Annotated in this window: 15 protein-coding genes; 5 read left to right on the forward strand and 10 right to left on the reverse strand. The window is 66.9% G+C overall.

Features of this window, described 5'->3' with window-relative positions; genetic code table 11:
- Positions 1-31 precede the first annotated feature (31 nt).
- Positions 32-616, forward strand: a complete 585-nt coding sequence (epsC, locus tag H289_RS0117540; protein WP_020102121.1) for a serine O-acetyltransferase EpsC — start codon at positions 32-34, stop codon at positions 614-616.
- A gap of 155 nt (positions 617-771) precedes the next feature.
- On the opposite strand, the gene H289_RS0117545 is transcribed toward epsC, so the two are convergent.
- The 6 genes from H289_RS0117545 to H289_RS0117570 form a co-directional block, all read right to left on the reverse strand.
- On the reverse strand, positions 772-1,833 hold the full coding sequence (locus H289_RS0117545; protein WP_020102122.1) for a sulfate/molybdate ABC transporter ATP-binding protein: 1,062 nt from the start codon (positions 1,831-1,833) through the stop codon (positions 772-774).
- Positions 1,834-1,857: 24 nt separating this feature from the next.
- Positions 1,858-2,670, reverse strand: a complete 813-nt coding sequence (gene cysW, locus H289_RS0117550) for a sulfate ABC transporter permease subunit CysW (RefSeq protein ID WP_020102123.1) — start codon at positions 2,668-2,670, stop codon at positions 1,858-1,860.
- Positions 2,667-3,551, reverse strand: a complete 885-nt coding sequence (gene cysT / locus H289_RS0117555; protein ID WP_020102124.1) for a sulfate ABC transporter permease subunit CysT — start codon at positions 3,549-3,551, stop codon at positions 2,667-2,669. The genes cysW and cysT overlap by 4 nt, the downstream gene beginning before the upstream one ends.
- Positions 3,548-4,588, reverse strand: coding sequence for a sulfate ABC transporter substrate-binding protein (locus H289_RS0117560; protein ID WP_020102125.1), 1,041 nt, complete (start codon positions 4,586-4,588; stop codon positions 3,548-3,550). Before H289_RS0117560 ends, cysT begins: the two co-directional genes overlap by 4 nt.
- A 119-nt stretch (positions 4,589-4,707) precedes the next feature.
- Complete coding sequence (locus H289_RS34020) at positions 4,708-5,010, reverse strand: Ms4533A family Cys-rich leader peptide (protein ID WP_353583535.1); 303 nt, start codon at positions 5,008-5,010, stop codon at positions 4,708-4,710.
- Positions 4,922-5,116 carry a hypothetical protein gene (locus H289_RS0117570; protein ID WP_020102126.1) on the reverse strand — a complete coding sequence of 65 codons (195 nt, stop codon included), beginning with the start codon at positions 5,114-5,116 and terminating at the stop codon, positions 4,922-4,924. Before H289_RS0117570 ends, H289_RS34020 begins: the two co-directional genes overlap by 89 nt.
- Before the next feature lie 184 nt (positions 5,117-5,300).
- Between H289_RS0117570 and H289_RS0117575 the strand changes: the two genes are divergently transcribed.
- The gene (locus tag H289_RS0117575; RefSeq protein WP_051128529.1) at positions 5,301-7,265 is read left to right on the forward strand and encodes a glycoside hydrolase family 15 protein; all 1,965 of its coding nucleotides are present in this window, start codon (positions 5,301-5,303) and stop codon (positions 7,263-7,265) included.
- 70 nt (positions 7,266-7,335) lie between these two features.
- On the opposite strand, the gene H289_RS0117580 is transcribed toward H289_RS0117575, so the two are convergent.
- Positions 7,336-8,574 (reverse strand): thioester domain-containing protein, encoded by a 1,239-nt coding sequence (locus H289_RS0117580; protein WP_020102128.1) that lies wholly within the window; start codon positions 8,572-8,574, stop codon positions 7,336-7,338.
- A 332-nt stretch (positions 8,575-8,906) separates the two neighbouring features.
- Between H289_RS0117580 and H289_RS0117585 the strand changes: the two genes are divergently transcribed.
- The 3 genes from H289_RS0117585 (at position 8,907) to mddA (ending at position 12,690) form a co-directional block, all read left to right on the forward strand.
- Positions 8,907-9,830, forward strand: coding sequence for a family 2A encapsulin nanocompartment shell protein (locus tag H289_RS0117585; RefSeq protein ID WP_020102129.1), 924 nt, complete (start codon positions 8,907-8,909; stop codon positions 9,828-9,830).
- A gap of 7 nt (positions 9,831-9,837) precedes the next feature.
- Positions 9,838-11,661 (forward strand): family 2A encapsulin nanocompartment cargo protein cysteine desulfurase, encoded by a 1,824-nt coding sequence (locus tag H289_RS0117590; RefSeq protein WP_029105377.1) that lies wholly within the window; start codon positions 9,838-9,840, stop codon positions 11,659-11,661.
- A gap of 267 nt (positions 11,662-11,928) precedes the next feature.
- Complete coding sequence (gene mddA / locus H289_RS0117595; RefSeq protein WP_020102131.1) at positions 11,929-12,690, forward strand: methanethiol S-methyltransferase; 762 nt, start codon at positions 11,929-11,931, stop codon at positions 12,688-12,690.
- Between the two features lie 18 nt (positions 12,691-12,708).
- Here the strand turns inward: mddA and H289_RS0117600 are convergent, their stop codons facing one another.
- Genes H289_RS0117600 through H289_RS0117610 form a run of 3 tightly spaced genes read right to left on the reverse strand, consistent with a single transcriptional unit; the run spans position 12,709 to position 16,465 of the window.
- Positions 12,709-13,929, reverse strand: a complete 1,221-nt coding sequence (locus H289_RS0117600; protein ID WP_020102132.1) for an acyl-CoA dehydrogenase family protein — start codon at positions 13,927-13,929, stop codon at positions 12,709-12,711.
- Positions 13,926-14,921 (reverse strand): GNAT family N-acetyltransferase, encoded by a 996-nt coding sequence (locus tag H289_RS0117605; protein ID WP_029105378.1) that lies wholly within the window; start codon positions 14,919-14,921, stop codon positions 13,926-13,928. The genes H289_RS0117600 and H289_RS0117605 overlap by 4 nt, the downstream gene beginning before the upstream one ends.
- Positions 14,918-16,465 carry an APC family permease gene (locus H289_RS0117610; RefSeq protein ID WP_020102134.1) on the reverse strand — a complete coding sequence of 516 codons (1,548 nt, stop codon included), beginning with the start codon at positions 16,463-16,465 and terminating at the stop codon, positions 14,918-14,920. Before H289_RS0117610 ends, H289_RS0117605 begins: the two co-directional genes overlap by 4 nt.
- Between the last annotated feature and the right edge of the window lie 80 nt (positions 16,466-16,545).

A 16,545-nucleotide genomic window follows, 5' to 3' on the forward strand; every position in this document is an offset into this window, starting at 1 on the left:
GGGCGAGCGAAGCGACAGGAATTAGATAGGGATGACGCTGCTCTCCACCCTCCGTGAGGACCTGGACAACGCACGCAGCCATGATCCGGCGGGACGTGGGGACTTCGAGAACGCACTCGTGTACTCCGGCCTGCATGCCATCTGGTCGCACCGGCTGGCCCATCGGCTGTGGGCCCGGCCGGCCGGGCGCGGGCCGGCGCGGGTGCTGGCTCAGGTGACGCGGTTCTTCACCGGCATCGAGATTCATCCGGGCGCGACCATCGGGCGGCGGTTCTTCATCGACCACGGCATGGGCGTCGTGATCGGCGAGACCACCGAGATCGGCGACGACGTCATGGTCTACCACGGCGTGACGCTGGGTGGCCGCAGCCTCAACAAGGGCAAGCGTCACCCGACCATCGGCAACCGGGTGACGGTCGGCGCGGGCGCCAAGGTACTCGGCCCCATCCTCGTCGGCGACGACTCGGCCATCGGCGCCAATGCCGTTGTGACACACGATGTTCCGGCGGACTCCATCGCCACCGGCATTCCGGCGATCGTGCGCCCGCGCACCGAGAAACAGCGCGAGCCCGCCGTCGACCCGACGACCTACATCGACCCCGCGATGTACATCTGACGTACGCCTGACATACGGCACGAGTGGCGTTGACCCTGAAACCAGGGTCAACGCCACTCGCACTTCTACGCCCTGGTTACCGCCCCAACGCAAAACACCGCGGCCGGGCAACCAGATCGTCTGGTCGCCCGGCCGCGGTGCGAACGGGATGCGATTCAGGCCCGGGCGAGGACCGCCTCGGCCTCTTGCGTCTGCCCCGCGATCGGCGGGATGCGGGTGGCCCGGACGTACACGGTGTCGCCCTCGATGAGCTGCAGGGCTTCGGCGTCACCGCGCGTGATCTGGGCGGTGAACGGCGTGTGGTCCGCCGCGGTCGTCAGCTCGACGCGAACCTCGAAGCCGAGCACGACGACACGGTCGACCTTGGCCCGCAGCACGCCGGTGGCGGCGACATCGTCGTCGGCCTGGGAAATGGCCATGTCGGGGTTGCGGCCCACGCGAATGTCGTGGGGGCGCACCAGCGTGCCGTTGATGGTCGAGACGGCGCCGAGGAACGACATCACGAACGGGTTGGCCGGGCTGTCGTAAACCTCGGTCGGCGACCCGACCTGCTCGATGCGACCCTTGTTCAGCACCGCGATCCGGTCGGCGACGTCGAGCGCCTCGGCCTGGTCGTGGGTGACGAGCACGGTGGTCACGTGCACCTCGTCGTGCAGGCGGCGCAGCCACGTGCGCAGGTCGTCACGCACCTTGGCGTCGAGGGCGCCGAACGGCTCGTCGAGCAGGAGCACCTGGGGATCGACCGCGAGGGCGCGAGCGAGTGCCATGCGCTGACGCTGGCCGCCGGAGAGCTGGCTGGGGTAGCGCGTCTGGAAACCGGCGAGGCCCACGACCTCGAGCAGGCTGTCGACCTTTTCTTGGATCTCGGCCTTGGGCTTCTTACGGATTTTCAGGCCGAACGCGACGTTCTCGCGCACGGTGAGGTGCTTGAACGCCGCGTAGTGCTGGAAGACGAACCCGATGCCGCGCCGCTGTGGCGGCACCCCGGTGACGTCGTTGCCCTTGATGGTGATGGTGCCGGTGTCCGGGGTGTCGAGGCCGGCGATGGCCCGCAACAGCGTGGACTTGCCCGACCCGCTGGGGCCCAGCAGTGCGGTCAGCGAGCCCTCGGGCACGTCGAAGTCGATGTTGTCGAGGGCCGCGAAGTCGCCGTAGTGCTTGTTGGCACCGCGCACCGTGATGGCGGGAGGGCTGCCCTGCTTCTGCTCGTCACTCATGATCGGTTTCTTCCTATCGAAAAGCTATTGTGCCGCCCGGACACGCCGGGCGTCGAGGATTACCTGCACGATCAGCACGATCACCGCGACCGCCATCAACAGAGTCGACACGGCATAGGCGCCGTATTCGGCGCCGCGGCTGTACCGGTCCGAGACCAGCAGGGTGAGGGTCTGGGACTGGCCGGGCAGATTGGAGGACACCATGATGACGGCGCCGTACTCCCCCAGCGTGCGGGCAACGGTCAGCACGATGCCGTAGGTCAGGCCCCAGCGGATGGACGGCAGCGTGATCCGCCAGAACGTCTGCCACCACTGCGCACCCAGGGTGGAGGCCGCCTCTTCCTGGTCGGTGCCGAGCTCGTGCAGCACCGGTTCGACCTCGCGAATGACGAACGGCACGGTGACGAAGATGCTCGCCAGCACGATGCCGGGGAACCCGAAGATGATCTTGAGTCCCCAGCTGTTCTCGACGAAGCCGAGCAGGCCGGCCGAGCCCCACAGCAGGATCAGGGCCACACCGACGACGACGGGCGACACCGCGAACGGCAGGTCGATGACCGCCTGCAGCACGCTCTTGCCGCGGAACCGGTTGCGGGCCAACACCAGTGCGGTCGGCACGCCGAACAGCACATTGAGCGGCACCACGATGGCGACGACGAGCAACGACAGCTGCAGCGCGGAAATGGCTGCCGGCGTGGTGATCTGGGTGAAGAACTCTCCCAGGCCGGGCTGGAACGTGCGCCACAGGATCAGGCCGACGGGCACGATGACGAGCACCGTGATGTAGGCCAGCGCCACGTACCGGGCCAGGTAGCGAACCAGCGGCGAGAGGGTCATGGAGCCAGCTCCTCACGCTTGGCCGCCCGCGATCCGACGACCCGCAACACGAACAGCACCAGGAACGAAATCACCAGCAGCACAATCGAGATCGCAGCGGCACCGGTACGGTCGTCGTTCTCGATCAGGGTACGGATCCACTGCGACGACACCTCGGTCTCGCCGGGCACCGCGCCGCCGATCAGCACCACCGAACCGAATTCGCCGATCGCGCGGGAGAAGGCCAGGCCCGCACCCGACAGCAGCGACGGCAGCAGGGCCGGCAGCACCACATTGGTGAAGATGACGAAGTTGTTGGCGCCCAACGAGGCGGCCGCTTCTTCGGTCTGCTGGTCCAGTTCGAGCAGCACCGGCTGCACCGACCGCACGACGAACGGCAGCGTGACGAACAGCAGTGCGACGCCGATGCCCCACTTGGTGTGCTGCAGATGCAGGTTGACGGGGCTGGCCGGACCGTACAGCGCCAGCATGACGAGGCTGGCCACGATGGTCGGCAGCGCGAACGGCAGGTCGATGACCGCGTCCACCAGTCGCTTACCGACGAAGTCGTCCCGCGTCAGCACCCACGCCACCAACAGCCCGAAGACCAGGTTGATGAGCGCGACGGCCGCCGAGACCTCGAGCGTCACACGAAACGAGGCGATCGCTGAATTCGATGTGACCGCGGACCAGAAGTAGCCCCAGCCGCCACGAGCGGATTGGACCAGGATCGCGGCGAGCGGCAGCAGCACGATGACGGAGAGCCAGATGCTCGCGGCCCCCACCCGCAACGACGTGGTGCCGAATGCGTGCCGTACGCCGGACCCCGGCCCGGCCGAGCCACCATTGCTGGTGGGCTCGGGCCGGGCCGGGGTGCCGTCAAACGTGGTTGCGGATGTCATCCAGTGGCCTGCTTGTAGATCTTGGTGATGCTGCCGTTCTCCTTGTCGAACAACGCCGGATCGACGGTCTTCCATCCACCGAGGTCAGCGATGGTCCACAGCTTCTCCGGGGTCGGGAAGTCCTTGGCGAAATCGGCGGCGACGGCAGGATCGACGGGACGGAACCCGGCCTGCGCCCACAGCTTCTGTCCCTCCGCGGTGTAGAGGAAGTTCTTCAGCGCGTTGGCCTTGTCCTGGTGCTGGCTTGTGTTCAAGACAGCCACCGGGTTCTCGATCTTGAAGGTCTGAGCCGGGTTGACGTGCTCGACGTCCTTGCCCTGACGCTCGACGTTGATGGCTTCGTTCTCGTAGCTGATCAGCACGTCACCGGTGCCGTGCAGGAACAGGTCGGTGGCTTCCCGGCCCGAACCCGGACGGGTCTTGACGTGCTCGACGACCAGCTGCCGGATGTAGTCGATGCCGGCCTGGGCATCCTTGCCGCCGTTGCTCTTCGCGGCGTACGGCGCCAGCAGGTTCCACTTGGCCGAACCCGAGCTCAGCGGGCTCGGGGTGACGACCTCGACGCCCGGCTTGAGCAGGTCGTCCCAGTCCTTGATGCCCTTGGGGTTGCCCTTGCGCACGACCAGCGACACCACCGAACCGAACGGGATGCCCTTGGTGGCGTCGGCGTTCCAGTCCTTGCTGACCTTGCCGGCCTTCACCAGGCGGGTGACATCGGGCTCGACCGAGAAGTTGACGATGTCGGCGGGGGCACCGGATTCGACCTTGCGGGACTGGTCACCCGAGGCGCCGTAGGACGTGGTGACGGCGACGCCCTTGCCCTCAGGGGTGGCGGCGAACGCCGGGATGATCTTGCTCCAGCCCGGCTCCGGCACGGCGTAGCCCACCAGGGTCAGGGTGGTGTTGGCACCCGACTGTGCACCGCCACCACCGGCGGTGTCACTCGCGCCGCCACCGCAAGCGGCGAGCACCGTGGTGCTGGCCACGACGGCAGCGACCGCGGTGGCGGGCCGCCAGTTCTTGATGATCTTGTGCATTGATGGACCTTCCTTGCTGGTTTACGGATGGACTACCCGTCACACGGCAAGGGTGATTGATCAGCACGTGGGCATAGCAGAAGCCAACGCCGATCCCAGAAACCGCGGACGGAAACGGGTCAGCGACAACAGGCGACGTCAGCAACAGCGCGGGTACCCACGGCAATGAGAGCCAGGATGTGGCCCTCGGTTGTGCCGGACGCTGCGTGCATGGCGGGAAGAATATCAGAGGTCGGCTGGTAGCAACTGCTCAGCGAGTCAACAGCCACGTGACAATGACCAGCACCACCAGCAGCACCAGAATCAGCGTCACCCGGGACTGCGGCAGTCCGTTCACAGTGCGTCCTCCTCGACGTGGCGGGCCCGGTGCAGCAGGGTGATGGAGTAGCCCAACGCCACGTCGAGCAGCACTGCCAGGCCATATGCCAGCGCCAGCACCACAGGCATCACGATGATCGTCTGCACCACGAACGACAGACCGGACAGCCACAGCTCGACGCCGTCCCACCAATTCAGAATGCCGTTCATCGCTTCCCACCCTACGGTGTGCGCCCTTTCGAATCGCGCTGGGCCGAATCCGGCAGGCCCCCGTGAGGGCGTTCGGTGGACGGCAACCGCAGATGCAGTCGATGATGTGCGAATGGTGCTGCCACACACGGACAAGTCGGACGAATCGAGCGACCCAGGCCACATCCTGGCGAACGGCCACGGGATTCCTCACCTCGCCGCCGCGGGTGACGATTCATTGACGGGTGGTGCGATCTCGACGGCCGTCCGCACGCCGTTCCCGCCGATCGCGGACTACGCCTTCCTGTCCGACTGCGAGAACACCTGCCTGATCTCGTCTGCGGGCTCGGTGGAGTGGATGTGCGTGCCGCGCCCGGACTCCCCCAGCGTCTTCGGCTCGATCCTGGACCGCGGCGCCGGCCACTTCCGGCTGGCGCCCTACGGCGTGACGGTGCCGTCGGCGCGGCGGTACCTGCCGGGCTCGTTGATCCTGGAGACCACGTGGCAGACGCACACCGGCTGGGCCATCGTGCGCGACGCCCTCGTGATGGGGCCGTGGCACGACATCGAAACCCGTTCGCGCACACACCGTCGCACCCCGATGGACTGGGACGCCGAGCACATCCTGCTGCGCACCGTCCGCTGCGTCAGCGGCACCGTCGAGTTCGTCATGAGCTGTGAGCCGTCGTTCGACTACCACCGCGAGAGCGCGACGTGGGAGTACTCGGCCGCGGCCTACGGCGAGGCGATCGCGCGGGCCGGCAAGAACCCGGAGGCGCACCCGACGCTGCGCCTGACCACCAACCTGCGGATCGGTCTGGAGGGCCACGAGGCGCGGGCCCGGACCCGGCTCACCGAGGGCGACAAGGTTTTCGTCGCGCTGTCGTGGTCCAAGCACCCGGCGCCGCAGACGTTCGACGAGGCCTCCGACAAGATGTGGAAGACCAGCGAGGCGTGGCGGCAGTGGATCAACGTCGGCGACTTCCCCGACCACCCGTGGCGGTCGTACCTGCAGCGCAGCGCGCTGACGCTCAAGGGCCTGACGTACTCCCCGACCGGCGCGCTGCTGGCCGCGAGCACCACGTCGCTGCCGGAAACGCCTCAGGGCGAACGGAACTGGGACTACCGGTATTCGTGGATCCGCGACTCCACGTTCGCGCTGTGGGGCCTGTACACCCTGGGACTGGACCGCGAGGCCGACGACTTCTTCTCGTTCATCGCCGACGTCTCCGGCGCCAACAACGGTGAGCGCCATCCCCTTCAGGTGATGTACGGCGTCGGCGGCGAACGCAGCCTCGTCGAAGAGGAACTGCATCACCTGTCCGGCTACGACTACTCGCGGCCGGTCCGGATCGGCAACGGCGCCTACAACCAGATGCAGCACGACATCTGGGGCACGATGCTCGACTCGGTGTACCTGCACGCGAAATCTCGCGAGCAGATTCCCGAGATGCTGTGGCCGGTGCTGAAAAACCAAGTGGAAGAAGCGATCAAGCACTGGAAGGAACCCGACCGCGGGATCTGGGAGGTGCGCGGCGAACCGCAGCACTTCACCTCCAGCAAGATCATGTGCTGGGTGGCGTTGGACCGCGGCTCGAAACTTGCTGAGCTGCAAGGGGAAAAGTCCTACGCGCAGCAGTGGCGCAAGATCGCCGACGAGATCAAGGCCGACGTCCTCGCCCACGGTGTCGACAAGCGCGGTGTGCTGACCCAGCGGTACGGCGACGACGCCCTCGATGCCTCACTGCTGCTGGCGATCCTCACCCGGTTCCTGCCTGCCGACGACCCGCGGGTGCGCGCGACGGTGATGGCCATCGCCGAAGAGCTCACCGAGGAAGGTCTGGTGCTGCGCTACCGCACCGAGGAGACCGACGACGGATTGTCCGGCGAGGAAGGCACTTTCACCATCTGCTCGTTCTGGCTGGTGTCTGCGCTCGTCGAGATCGGCGAGGTCAGCCGGGCCCGGCACCTGTGCGAGAAACTGCTGTCGTTCGCCAGCCCGCTGCACCTGTACGCCGAGGAGATCGAGCCGCGCACCGGCCGGCACCTGGGCAACTTCCCGCAGGCGTTCACCCACCTGGCGCTCATCAACGCCGTCGTGCACGTCATCCGCGCCGAAGAGGAAGCCGACAGCAGCGGGGTGTTCCAGCCCGCCAACGCCCCGATGTAGTGAGCGATTTGTGCACGTTTTTCCGCGGTGGCCGCGGAAAAACGTGCACAAATCCCGCGGCTAGGCGGGACTAGAAGGTGAGCTCGAAGTCGATGACGGTCGGCGTCGGTACCGCGAGCGCGACGGGCGTCAGGCTGCTGTCGTGCGCCACCCCGGTGATGACCCGGCCGCCGAAACCGTTCTGTGCCGCAGGCACACTCGCGGTGACGGTCACCCGACGGGCACCCGGCAGCGGACGCAGGTAGATGTCACTGCCCGGGACCACGGGGGTGCTGATCGGCTCGCCCGCCGCGTCGACGAGGGTGCCGCCCACCGCAGTGAGCGCGGCCGCATCGGTGGCCTCGAACCGGAAGGGTCCGACGACGTCGCCAACCACCGCGCGGTCGGCGATCAGCCGTGGCACCACCGTCAGGCTCCGGGCCGCCTCGGCACCGGCCACGAGGTGGTTGTACAGCGCGACGACGCGTTCGGCGTTGCGGTAGTTGCCGGATCCGTCGAGGGTGAAGCTCACGTCTTCGATGTCGACGAATGCCCCGCTGTCGGCAAGCACCTGAAGGCGGTAGAAGCGGTACCCGCGGTGCTGGCGGCCCGGGCGGCTGTCCGACGCGGTGGCCCCGACGCCGATGCCGCGGCGGTGGCGTCCGTAACCGGCCGCGACGTTGAGCCCCGACGCGGCGACATCGCGCCACGTCGTCCCGTCGACCGATTTCTGCAGCACCAGCGAGACGGCGGCATCACTTGTCAGTTCGACCGTGTAGCTGCCCAATTGGGGTTCGCCGTCGAACTCGAAGGTGATCGCGCCCGGTTCCCGAGTGACCGCGACCGGCACGTTGAGGGGACGGTTGTCGAGGCGCATGCCGTTGGTGAAATGCCAGATCGCAGCCTGCGTCGCGGCGATGGCCTCGTGCTCGGCCAGGTGCGCGTCACCACTCAGATGGCCGGCTCCACGTACCCGGCGGCTCAACTCGACGGTGCCCAGCGTGGGGTACGAGTTGCGGATGATCCAGTCCACCTCGGCCTCGAAGGCGCGCGCCGCCACGTTGGGAACCGCCGACCAGTTCGCCGGCCGGTACTGCGACGGCCGGGTCGGGGCCACGCCCTGGAAGTCCACCGAGTACGCGTCGATGTTCGGGTTCAGCCGGATCAGGTCGGTGCGTGCGGTCGTCCCATCGGTGAACACCACGGTGTCGACGGTCGGCGAGTACGTGCCGCCGCGGTAGCGGGTCATCCGGGTGATCTCGGCGTCCCGGCGCACGGTCCGGCGGACCGCGACGGAGGTACCGGTGGGGGCGAGCAGAGCAGAGGGCATTGCGGTGTTGCTTTCTGGAGGCTGTGAACAGCGCGTTTACGTGCTCCGCCAGAAGATGGGCGGGCAGAACGCAGAGGGCCGGCGTCAGAAAATCAACAACAACAACAACACGGCACGACGAAGCAGCGCCGCATGGGCATGCGCAGCGATCCGTCGTGGGTCATGCCGCCTACCATACGGCACTCCCGCAGAAAAGCCACGACCGAATTGGTCACAGAGCCCATAATCGAACAGGTTTCGGTCGCCGTGCGCGCTAACCCTGTCAGAGCACCCATAAAGCCGTATCGTGGCCGCCGCATCCCCAAACACCAACCCGTCGGAGGTAGCCCCCCATGACGTCTGCGCAGAACGAATCGCAGGCCCTCGGCGATCTCGCCGCAAGGCAGCTAGCCAATGCCACCAAGACAGTTCCGCAACTGTCGACCATCACCCCGCGATTCCTGCTGCACCTGCTTAGTTGGGTCCCGGTCGAGGCGGGTATCTACCGCGTCAACCGCGTCGTCAACCCCGAGCAGGTCGCCATTGCCGCCGAGCAGGGCTCGGGCAACGAGGACCCGCTGCCGGAGACGTACGTCGACTACGAGACCAGCCCGCGCGAGTACACGCTGCGCTCCATCTCGACGCTGCTCGACGTGCACACCCGGGTGTCGGACCTCTACTCCAGCCCGCACGACCAGGTGGCCCAGCAGCTGCGGCTGACCATCGAGACCATCAAGGAACGCCAGGAGTCCGAGCTGATCAACAACCCGGAGTACGGGTTGCTGTCGCAGGTCACCCCCGAGCAGACCATCCAGACGCTGCGCGGCACCCCGACCCCCGACGATCTGGACTCGCTGATCACCAAGGTGTGGAAGACCCCCGCGTTCTTCCTGACCAACCCGCTCGGTGTGGCGGCGTTCGGCAGGGAAGCCACCCGTCGTGGCGTGCCGCCACCAGTCGTCAGCCTGTTCGGCGCCCAGTTCATCACCTGGCGCGGCATCCCGATCATCCCGTCGGACAAGGTGCCGGTCGTGGACGGGAAGACCAAGTTCATCCTGGTCCGCACCGGCGAGGAGCGTCAGGGCGTGGTCGGCCTGTTCCAGCCTGGTCTGGTCGGCGAGCAGGCCCCGGGCCTGTCGGTGCGCTTCACCGGCATCAACCGGTCGGCCATCGCGTCGTACCTGGTCACGCTCTACTCGTCGCTGGCGGTGCTCACCGACGATGCGCTGGCGGTCCTCGAGGACGTCGGAGTGGACCACTTCCATGAGTACAAGTGATCTGCCACTGAGCGGGAGCGAACAGACGGCACTGAGCGGGAGCGAACAGACTGCACCGAGCGAGGCCCATCTCTCGGCACTGGCCAGCCAGATCTACGCCACGAGCCTGCGGCCCGGTCCGGACAGCCCGCCGGTGACCACTCAGGTGGCACCGCGCGGGGTGGCTCCGGATGCGACCACCGCGACGTCGGCGGCCGCCACCGCGGCCGGTCTGGCGCATCCGGGCACGCCGGGCGAGTTCGTATCGGTGCCGGAGCTGTTCGCGCCGGCACCGACCTCGCCCGGGCCGGAGGGCATCCCGCCGGGGACGGCGCCGGTCGCGCCGCGGGGTAACGCGGTGAGCCCGGTCGCGCCGTTCGGCGGGCTGGAGGCGTTCGCGGTGCCGTCGGGTCTGGTCCCGACGGTGCCGGGGGTGCTGGCTGCGCCGCCGAGCGCCCCGGTCGCCCCGCGCGGCTCCGCGCCGACCTGGCCGGGCACCGTCCCGACGGTGCCGGAGCTGAACTGGACGGGCGCTCCGCCACCGTCGGAGGATGCCGGGAGTTACTACTTCCTGCAGTCACCCACGGAATCCGTTGCTGCCGAACCGGTTCCGGTGGTGCCCGACGACCACGAGGTCTTCGACGTCAACGCGATCAGGGCCGATTTCCCGATCCTCAAGGAGACGGTCAACGGCAAGCCGCTGATCTGGTTCGACAACGCGGCCACCACGCAGAAGCCGCAGTCGGTCATCGACCGGCTGGCGTACTTCTACGCCCACGAGAACTCGAACATCCACCGGGCCGCGCACGAACTGGCGGCGCGGGCCACGGATGCCTACGAGGATGCCCGCGAGGCGGTCCGGCGGTTCATCGGCGCGTCGAAGACCGAAGAGATCATCTTCGTCCGCGGCACGACCGAGGCCATCAACCTGGTGGCGTACTCGTGGGGTGGCAAGCACCTGGGCCCGGGTGACGAGATCGTCATCACCCACCTGGAGCATCACGCCAATATCGTTCCGTGGCAGCTGATCGCAAAGCAGACGGGCGCGGTCATCAAGGTCGCGCCGGTCGACGACGCCGGCAACCTGCTGCTCAGCGAGTTCGAGGACCTGCTGGGTCCGCGGACGAAACTGGTTGCGGCCACGCAGGTTTCGAATGCGCTGGGCACGGTGACGCCGGTCAAGACGATCGTCGAGCTGGGCCACCGCTACGGGGCCAGGGTGCTGATCGACGGGGCACAGTCCATCCCGCACGTCCCGATCGACGTGGCCGAACTCGGTGCGGATTTCTTCGTGTTCTCCGGGCACAAGATCTACGGGCCGACGGGCATCGGCGTGCTGTACGGCCGCGAGGACGTGCTTGCCGAGACCCCGCCGTGGCAGGGCGGCGGCAACATGATCGCCGACGTGACGCTGGAGCGTTCGGTGTTCCAGGGACCGCCCAACAAGTTCGAGGCCGGCACGGGCAACATCGCCGACGCGGTCGGCCTCGGCGAGGCGATCCGCTACGTGGAACGTGTTGGTATCGAACGGATTGCGGCCTACGAGCACGCTCTGCTGGAGTACGCCACCCCGCGGTTGGCGGCCATTCCGGGAGTGCGGCTGGTCGGCACGGCCGACGAGAAGGCGAGCGTGCTGTCCTTCGTGTTGGCCGGGCACGAGCCACTCGAGGTCGGCAAGGCGCTCAACGCCGAAGGTATCGCGGTGCGGGCCGGGCATCACTGCGCCCAGCCCATCCTGCGGCGCCTGGGACTCGAGGCGACGGTGCGTCCGTCGTTCGCGTTCTACAACACGTTCGAGGAGATCGACGTGTTCATCGACGCGGTCCGCCGCATCGCGGAGGGCTCGCCCTAACCCTCACGAGCAGTCACGAAAACCCCCAGTTTTCCGCGGAAAACTGGGGGTTTTCGCGTATCTCCGGCCAGGAATATATTGGAAGAGTGACCAGGGGCCGCGGCACCAAGTGTGACGTCACGGACCGGCGGTCTGCCGGCCTCTCCCCTCTCGTTGGGCCCAATCGTTCCCGACATCAAGGCCGCGCCTAGGGCCGTCCCCGACGCTGCATACGAGTCGACCGGTGCGGACGTCGTCGCCGGATCATTCCGAGAATCGGAGGACAGGATGAAGCGCTATCTGACACTTGGTTACGGCGTGCTGTGTTACGCGGTGTTCCTGGCCTCGTTCCTCTATGCCGTCGGCTTCGTGGGCAATGTGGTGGTGCCCCGCACCGTCGACCACGGCATCGCCGCGTCGATCGGCGAGGCCGTGGTTGTCAACCTGATCCTGCTCGGTCTGTTCGCGGTGCAACACAGCGTGATGGCACGGCCGGCGTTCAAACGGATGTGGACGCGCGTCGTGCCGCAATCCATCGAGCGCAGCACCTACGTGCTGATGTCGAGCTTGCTGCTGGGCTTGTTGTACTGGCAATGGCGGACCATGCCACAGGTCGTCTGGCACGTCACCGCACCGGCCGGGCGCTACGTGCTGCTCACCCTGTTCTGGGTGGGCTGGGCGATCGTTCTGATGTCGACGTTCATGATCAGCCACGTCGATCTGTTCGGGCTGCGCCAGGTGTATCTGGCGTGGCGCGGAGAACCCTACCGGGACTTGCCTTTCCGGACCACGATGTTCTATCGCGTGGTGCGGCACCCGATCATGGTCGGCTTCATCATCGCGTTCTGGGCCACCCCGATGATGACGGCGGGACATCTGCTGTTCTCGCTCGCCACCACCGGGTACATCCTGATCGCGATCCAGCTCGAGGAGCACGACCTGGTCGCCGGCCTCGGAGCCCCGTACCAGGACTACCGCGCCGAGGTGCCGATGATGATCCCGGGACTACACCCGCACCATCACTCAGCAGGGCCGCGTCACGCGGTCTGACCCGACGGCGCCGACCGCCTAATTGCCTTGTCCCCCACGCCCGAGCGCGGCGAAGTCCGGCACCGGGTCGGTGCCGTTGATCAGGTGATCGCCGAGGATGCGCGCCTTGTACACCCGCGGGTTGTGCGAGGCCAGCGTGCGGGCGTTGCGCCAATGCCGGTCCAGGCCACGCTCTTCGGACACCCCGGACGCACCGAGCGCATCGAAGATCGTCGTGGTGGCACGCAGGGCCGCCGCGATGATCACCAGCTGCGCCTGGGACACGGCCACCTCGGCCGCGATCAGACGGCGCCGCGCGCCATCGTCGTCTCCGGCGATCCGGTCCAACGCCTCGCCGGCCTTGGCGAGTGCGGCTTCCGCCGCGAACGCATCGGCGGACACCTCACCGATGACGGCCAGCAACTGCGCGTCCTGCGCGGGCACCTCGGTCAGGCCCTGCGGATAGTTGCGCTTACGACCGACCAGAGCCGCCGAGCCGTCCCGCAGCGCCGCCCGCGTGATTCCGGTCAGCACCGACAACATCGCGATCTGGTAGAAGTGGCCCTGATAGGCGAACCGTTCGGCGGCCGGAAACACGTCGCCGCGTTCGGCCCGCACCCGCTCATAGCGGGCGGTCCCGCTGGCCGTGGTGCGCTGGCCGAAACCGTCCCAGTCGTCGACCAGGGTGACCCCGGGACCGTCGGCGCGCACCAGCGCGGTGAGCAGTTCGCCGTCATCACCGCGGCCGAGCACATCGAGCCAGTCCGCGTAAAGACTGCCCGTGGCATAGAATTTCGTACCCGTCACCCGGTAGTGGTCCCCTTCGGTGGTGACGGTGGAGACCAGGTTGGCGAGCGTGACGTTGTTGGCTTCCGTCCAGCCGCCGCCGACGAACTCGCCGGCCCGGAACCGGTTGATCCAGATGTCATTGGTATCGGATACCGGCGCATTCAGCCGGTCCTCGACGAAGGCCAGATGGTTGCGCCAGATGTGCGCGACGTTGGCATCGGCCTCACCGAGGTCGGCGAGCAGCAGGAAGACCTGCTGCAGTGAGGCCCCGAAACCGCCGCGGTCCACCGGGATTCGCAACGTGCCGAACGCCGCTTCGTTGAGCAGGCTCACCTGCTCGTGCGGAAAGGTCCGCGTGCGTTCGCGGTTCAGATTCGCCTCGGCGATCTTGGCGAAGACCGGCGCGAAGTGCGCCCGTAGGTCGTCGAGATCGGCGGTCGCAGGCTGCAGATAGTTTGTGGCGGAACTCATTTCGCGAATCCTTCGGAGTCGATGCGGTACGCGGACTGGTGTTCGACCGCGACATATCCCAGTCGGGCATACAGCAGATGTGCCTTGCTCGCGTTGTTGATATCGGTGCCCAGCGACGCGATCGACAGGCCGCGGCGCAGCGCCGCCAGCCAGATCTTGCGCAGCAGGAATTCACCGATTCCGCGCTTGCGTTGGTCTGCGCGTACGCCGATGTAATTGGTGTGCGCGCTGCGCTCCTCGGCGTCGCCGATCAGGTGGGTGTAGGTCGAGCCCAGCACATACCCGACCACCTCGCCCGCTTCGTTGACCACCGCGTTGCTGAAATCCGGTGTGAAAGCACGACTCTCGATGTGATGGGCGAAGCTCTCCGGCGTCTTGGACATGTTGCCGAAGTGCTCGAGGAACGTGTCGAACTGCAGACTGCGCACCTGTTCGGTCAGGCATCGCTCGATGACCTCCGGCCAGCTCAGCAACGTGAGCCCGGGCAGCGTCAGGGCCTGCAGGTACTCGGCGTCCTCGTCGTCGAGGGCCTTGCGGGTCCGAATGAAGCGGCCTTCCTCGGTGGCGCCGAGTCGGATCAGCGTATCGAGGGCGGTCTGCTGCGTGGGCCCGATGAAACTGCGCAGGAACGCTTTCGGGATCACGGCGGCTTCCCGTTGGAACCGGGCGACTACCGCCTCGACAGTGGCGTCGACGACGTCGTCCGCGGTCGCCGGGTCGAAGACGAAGTCCGCCAGGAACTCCGGGGCCTGCCCGTGCGGCTCGTGCAATGCCGCGTAGCCCCGGACGCGCTGCGTTTCGTCGTGCACCACCAGTAGCGCGTCGGGTAGGGCGTCGTCGAATTGTTCGGCGATATCACGGGAATCGGCCGCGAACTTGCGTCCACCGATACCGACAGTGGTGGCCAGGAAATCGGCGATCTGTGGATGATCGATCGGCGTCGCGGGTGTCACCGTCCAGCTTGTGACGCGGCGTTCTGCTTCCAGTGTCACGGCGCCACCGGCTCCTTGTCTCGGTCCGGCTCACGGTCCTCATCGGCATTCGACTGCTCGGCCCGGTGATCGAGCACTTCGAGGATGCCTTCGTCGATCAGCCGCTGCTGCTCGGTTTCAGACAGGGTCTGAATGCTCCCGATCCGCCGCGCCACCTCGGGCTTGGCACGCTTGAGGTACCAGTACCAGGCCAGCCCGGCCAGCAGGATGCCCGCATAGATGAGCGGCAGGATGTTGAACGGGAACTTCGGCGCCGGATAGAAATTGCTGAAGATGACATACCCGATGGCCAGCGTCGCGGCCACGGACACGGCCAGCCGCACCGGGGTGAGGGCCCGAATCTTGTACAGCCAGATGGGTGTTGCGACGACGACCAGCAGGTAGCTGATCAGAAAGCCCCAGTTGGAGACGTAACCGCCGTAGACGTCGAACACCACGCGGCCGGCCGAGCTCACGGTGGCCACCACCGAGAAGACGAAGGACAGCACGCCGATGAAGGCGATGCCGACCCACGGCGTCTTGTACTTGGGATGCACCTTGGTCAACGCGGCCGGCAGCGCACCCTCGTGGGCGAAGGTGAACAGCGACCGCGCCGCGGCGGTGGTCACGGCGGTGACGAACACGATGAACGCAATCGCCACGGTTCCGCTGACGACCTGGTTCACCCAGTGCACGCCGGTGGAATCCGCGAGCTGCGGCAGGATCGCCTTGTCACCGTCGATCGAGTTGAAGTGCAGGATCTGCGGGTAGGTCGACACGACGTAGAGCACACCCAGCAGCAGCACCACCCGCAGTAGGGAGCGGGCGATATTGCGGTGTGCGTCTTTGGCTTCCGCGCCGAGCGAGGCGACACTCTCGAAGCCGGCGTATGAACCGACGGCGGATACCGCGGCGATGAAGGTGGTACTGCTGCCCAGGTGTGCCGGGTTCCACTGCTCCCAGTCGACGCGGAATCCATAACCGACATACGAGGCGACGATGATCACCAGAATCGACGCGATGGCGATCAGCTCGAAGACCAACTCGTACTTGGCTGCGATGGACGCACCGCGGAACGGCAGGTACGTCGCGACGCCGACGATGACCACAACCAGCAACAGCCGGAACCACGTTGCCTGCGAACCCAATCCGATGGATTCCAGGAACGAGTCGAGGTAGACGACGCCGCCCAGGGTGCCGGTGGTGGCGAAGCCGATGTATCCGATCAGCAGGCTGAAACCGGCGGTGTAGGCGAATCCCGGGCCGAGCCCGTTACCGGTGTAGGTGCCCAGTGAGCCGGACGACACGGTGCGCCTGGCCTGGAAGCTGATGGTGGTGGCGATCAGCACGGTGATGGTCAAGCCGACGAGTACCGCCCAGGTGGCACCGCTGCCGGCGGCCACGAAAAGAGAGAAGGGCACCGACGCCAGCGCCACACTGGGTGCGGCGGCCGCCAGGCCCTGCGCGAAGACGCCCCAGAATCCCAGCGCGTCCTTCTGTAACCCATGACCTTGCGCGGAGGCCAGTGCGCGACCGGCCAGTTCTACGCGATTCGGTGCGGACACCTTGCCTGCCTTTCCACCCTGCGTATCGCGTAATGCTTTGCCGCACAGGTATTTACCGATCTATTACGTGATATTCACTT

Origin of the sequence: Mycobacterium sp. 360MFTsu5.1, from assembly GCF_000383495.1 — a bacterium.
Lineage (GTDB): Bacteria > Actinomycetota > Actinomycetes > Mycobacteriales > Mycobacteriaceae > Mycobacterium > Mycobacterium mucogenicum_B.

What these genes read in the sequence shown, in the direction of transcription:
- epsC (WP_020102121.1), top strand. Translation starts at nt 32, where the DNA reads ATGACGCTGCTCTCCACCCTCCGTGAGGACCTGGACAACGCACGCAGC.
- H289_RS0117545 (WP_020102122.1), bottom strand. Translation starts at nt 1,833, where the DNA reads ATGAGTGACGAGCAGAAGCAGGGCAGCCCTCCCGCCATCACGGTGCGC.
- cysW (WP_020102123.1), bottom strand. Translation starts at nt 2,670, where the DNA reads ATGACCCTCTCGCCGCTGGTTCGCTACCTGGCCCGGTACGTGGCGCTG.
- cysT (WP_020102124.1), bottom strand. Translation starts at nt 3,551, where the DNA reads ATGACATCCGCAACCACGTTTGACGGCACCCCGGCCCGGCCCGAGCCC.
- H289_RS0117560 (WP_020102125.1), bottom strand. Translation starts at nt 4,588, where the DNA reads ATGCACAAGATCATCAAGAACTGGCGGCCCGCCACCGCGGTCGCTGCC.
- H289_RS34020 (WP_353583535.1), bottom strand. Translation starts at nt 5,010, where the DNA reads ATGGCCTGGCAGTGCTGCTCGACGTGGCGTTGGGCTACTCCATCACCC.
- H289_RS0117570 (WP_020102126.1), bottom strand. Translation starts at nt 5,116, where the DNA reads ATGAACGGCATTCTGAATTGGTGGGACGGCGTCGAGCTGTGGCTGTCC.
- H289_RS0117580 (WP_020102128.1), bottom strand. Translation starts at nt 8,574, where the DNA reads ATGCCCTCTGCTCTGCTCGCCCCCACCGGTACCTCCGTCGCGGTCCGC.
- H289_RS0117585 (WP_020102129.1), top strand. Translation starts at nt 8,907, where the DNA reads ATGACGTCTGCGCAGAACGAATCGCAGGCCCTCGGCGATCTCGCCGCA.
- mddA (WP_020102131.1), top strand. Translation starts at nt 11,929, where the DNA reads ATGAAGCGCTATCTGACACTTGGTTACGGCGTGCTGTGTTACGCGGTG.
- H289_RS0117600 (WP_020102132.1), bottom strand. Translation starts at nt 13,929, where the DNA reads ATGAGTTCCGCCACAAACTATCTGCAGCCTGCGACCGCCGATCTCGAC.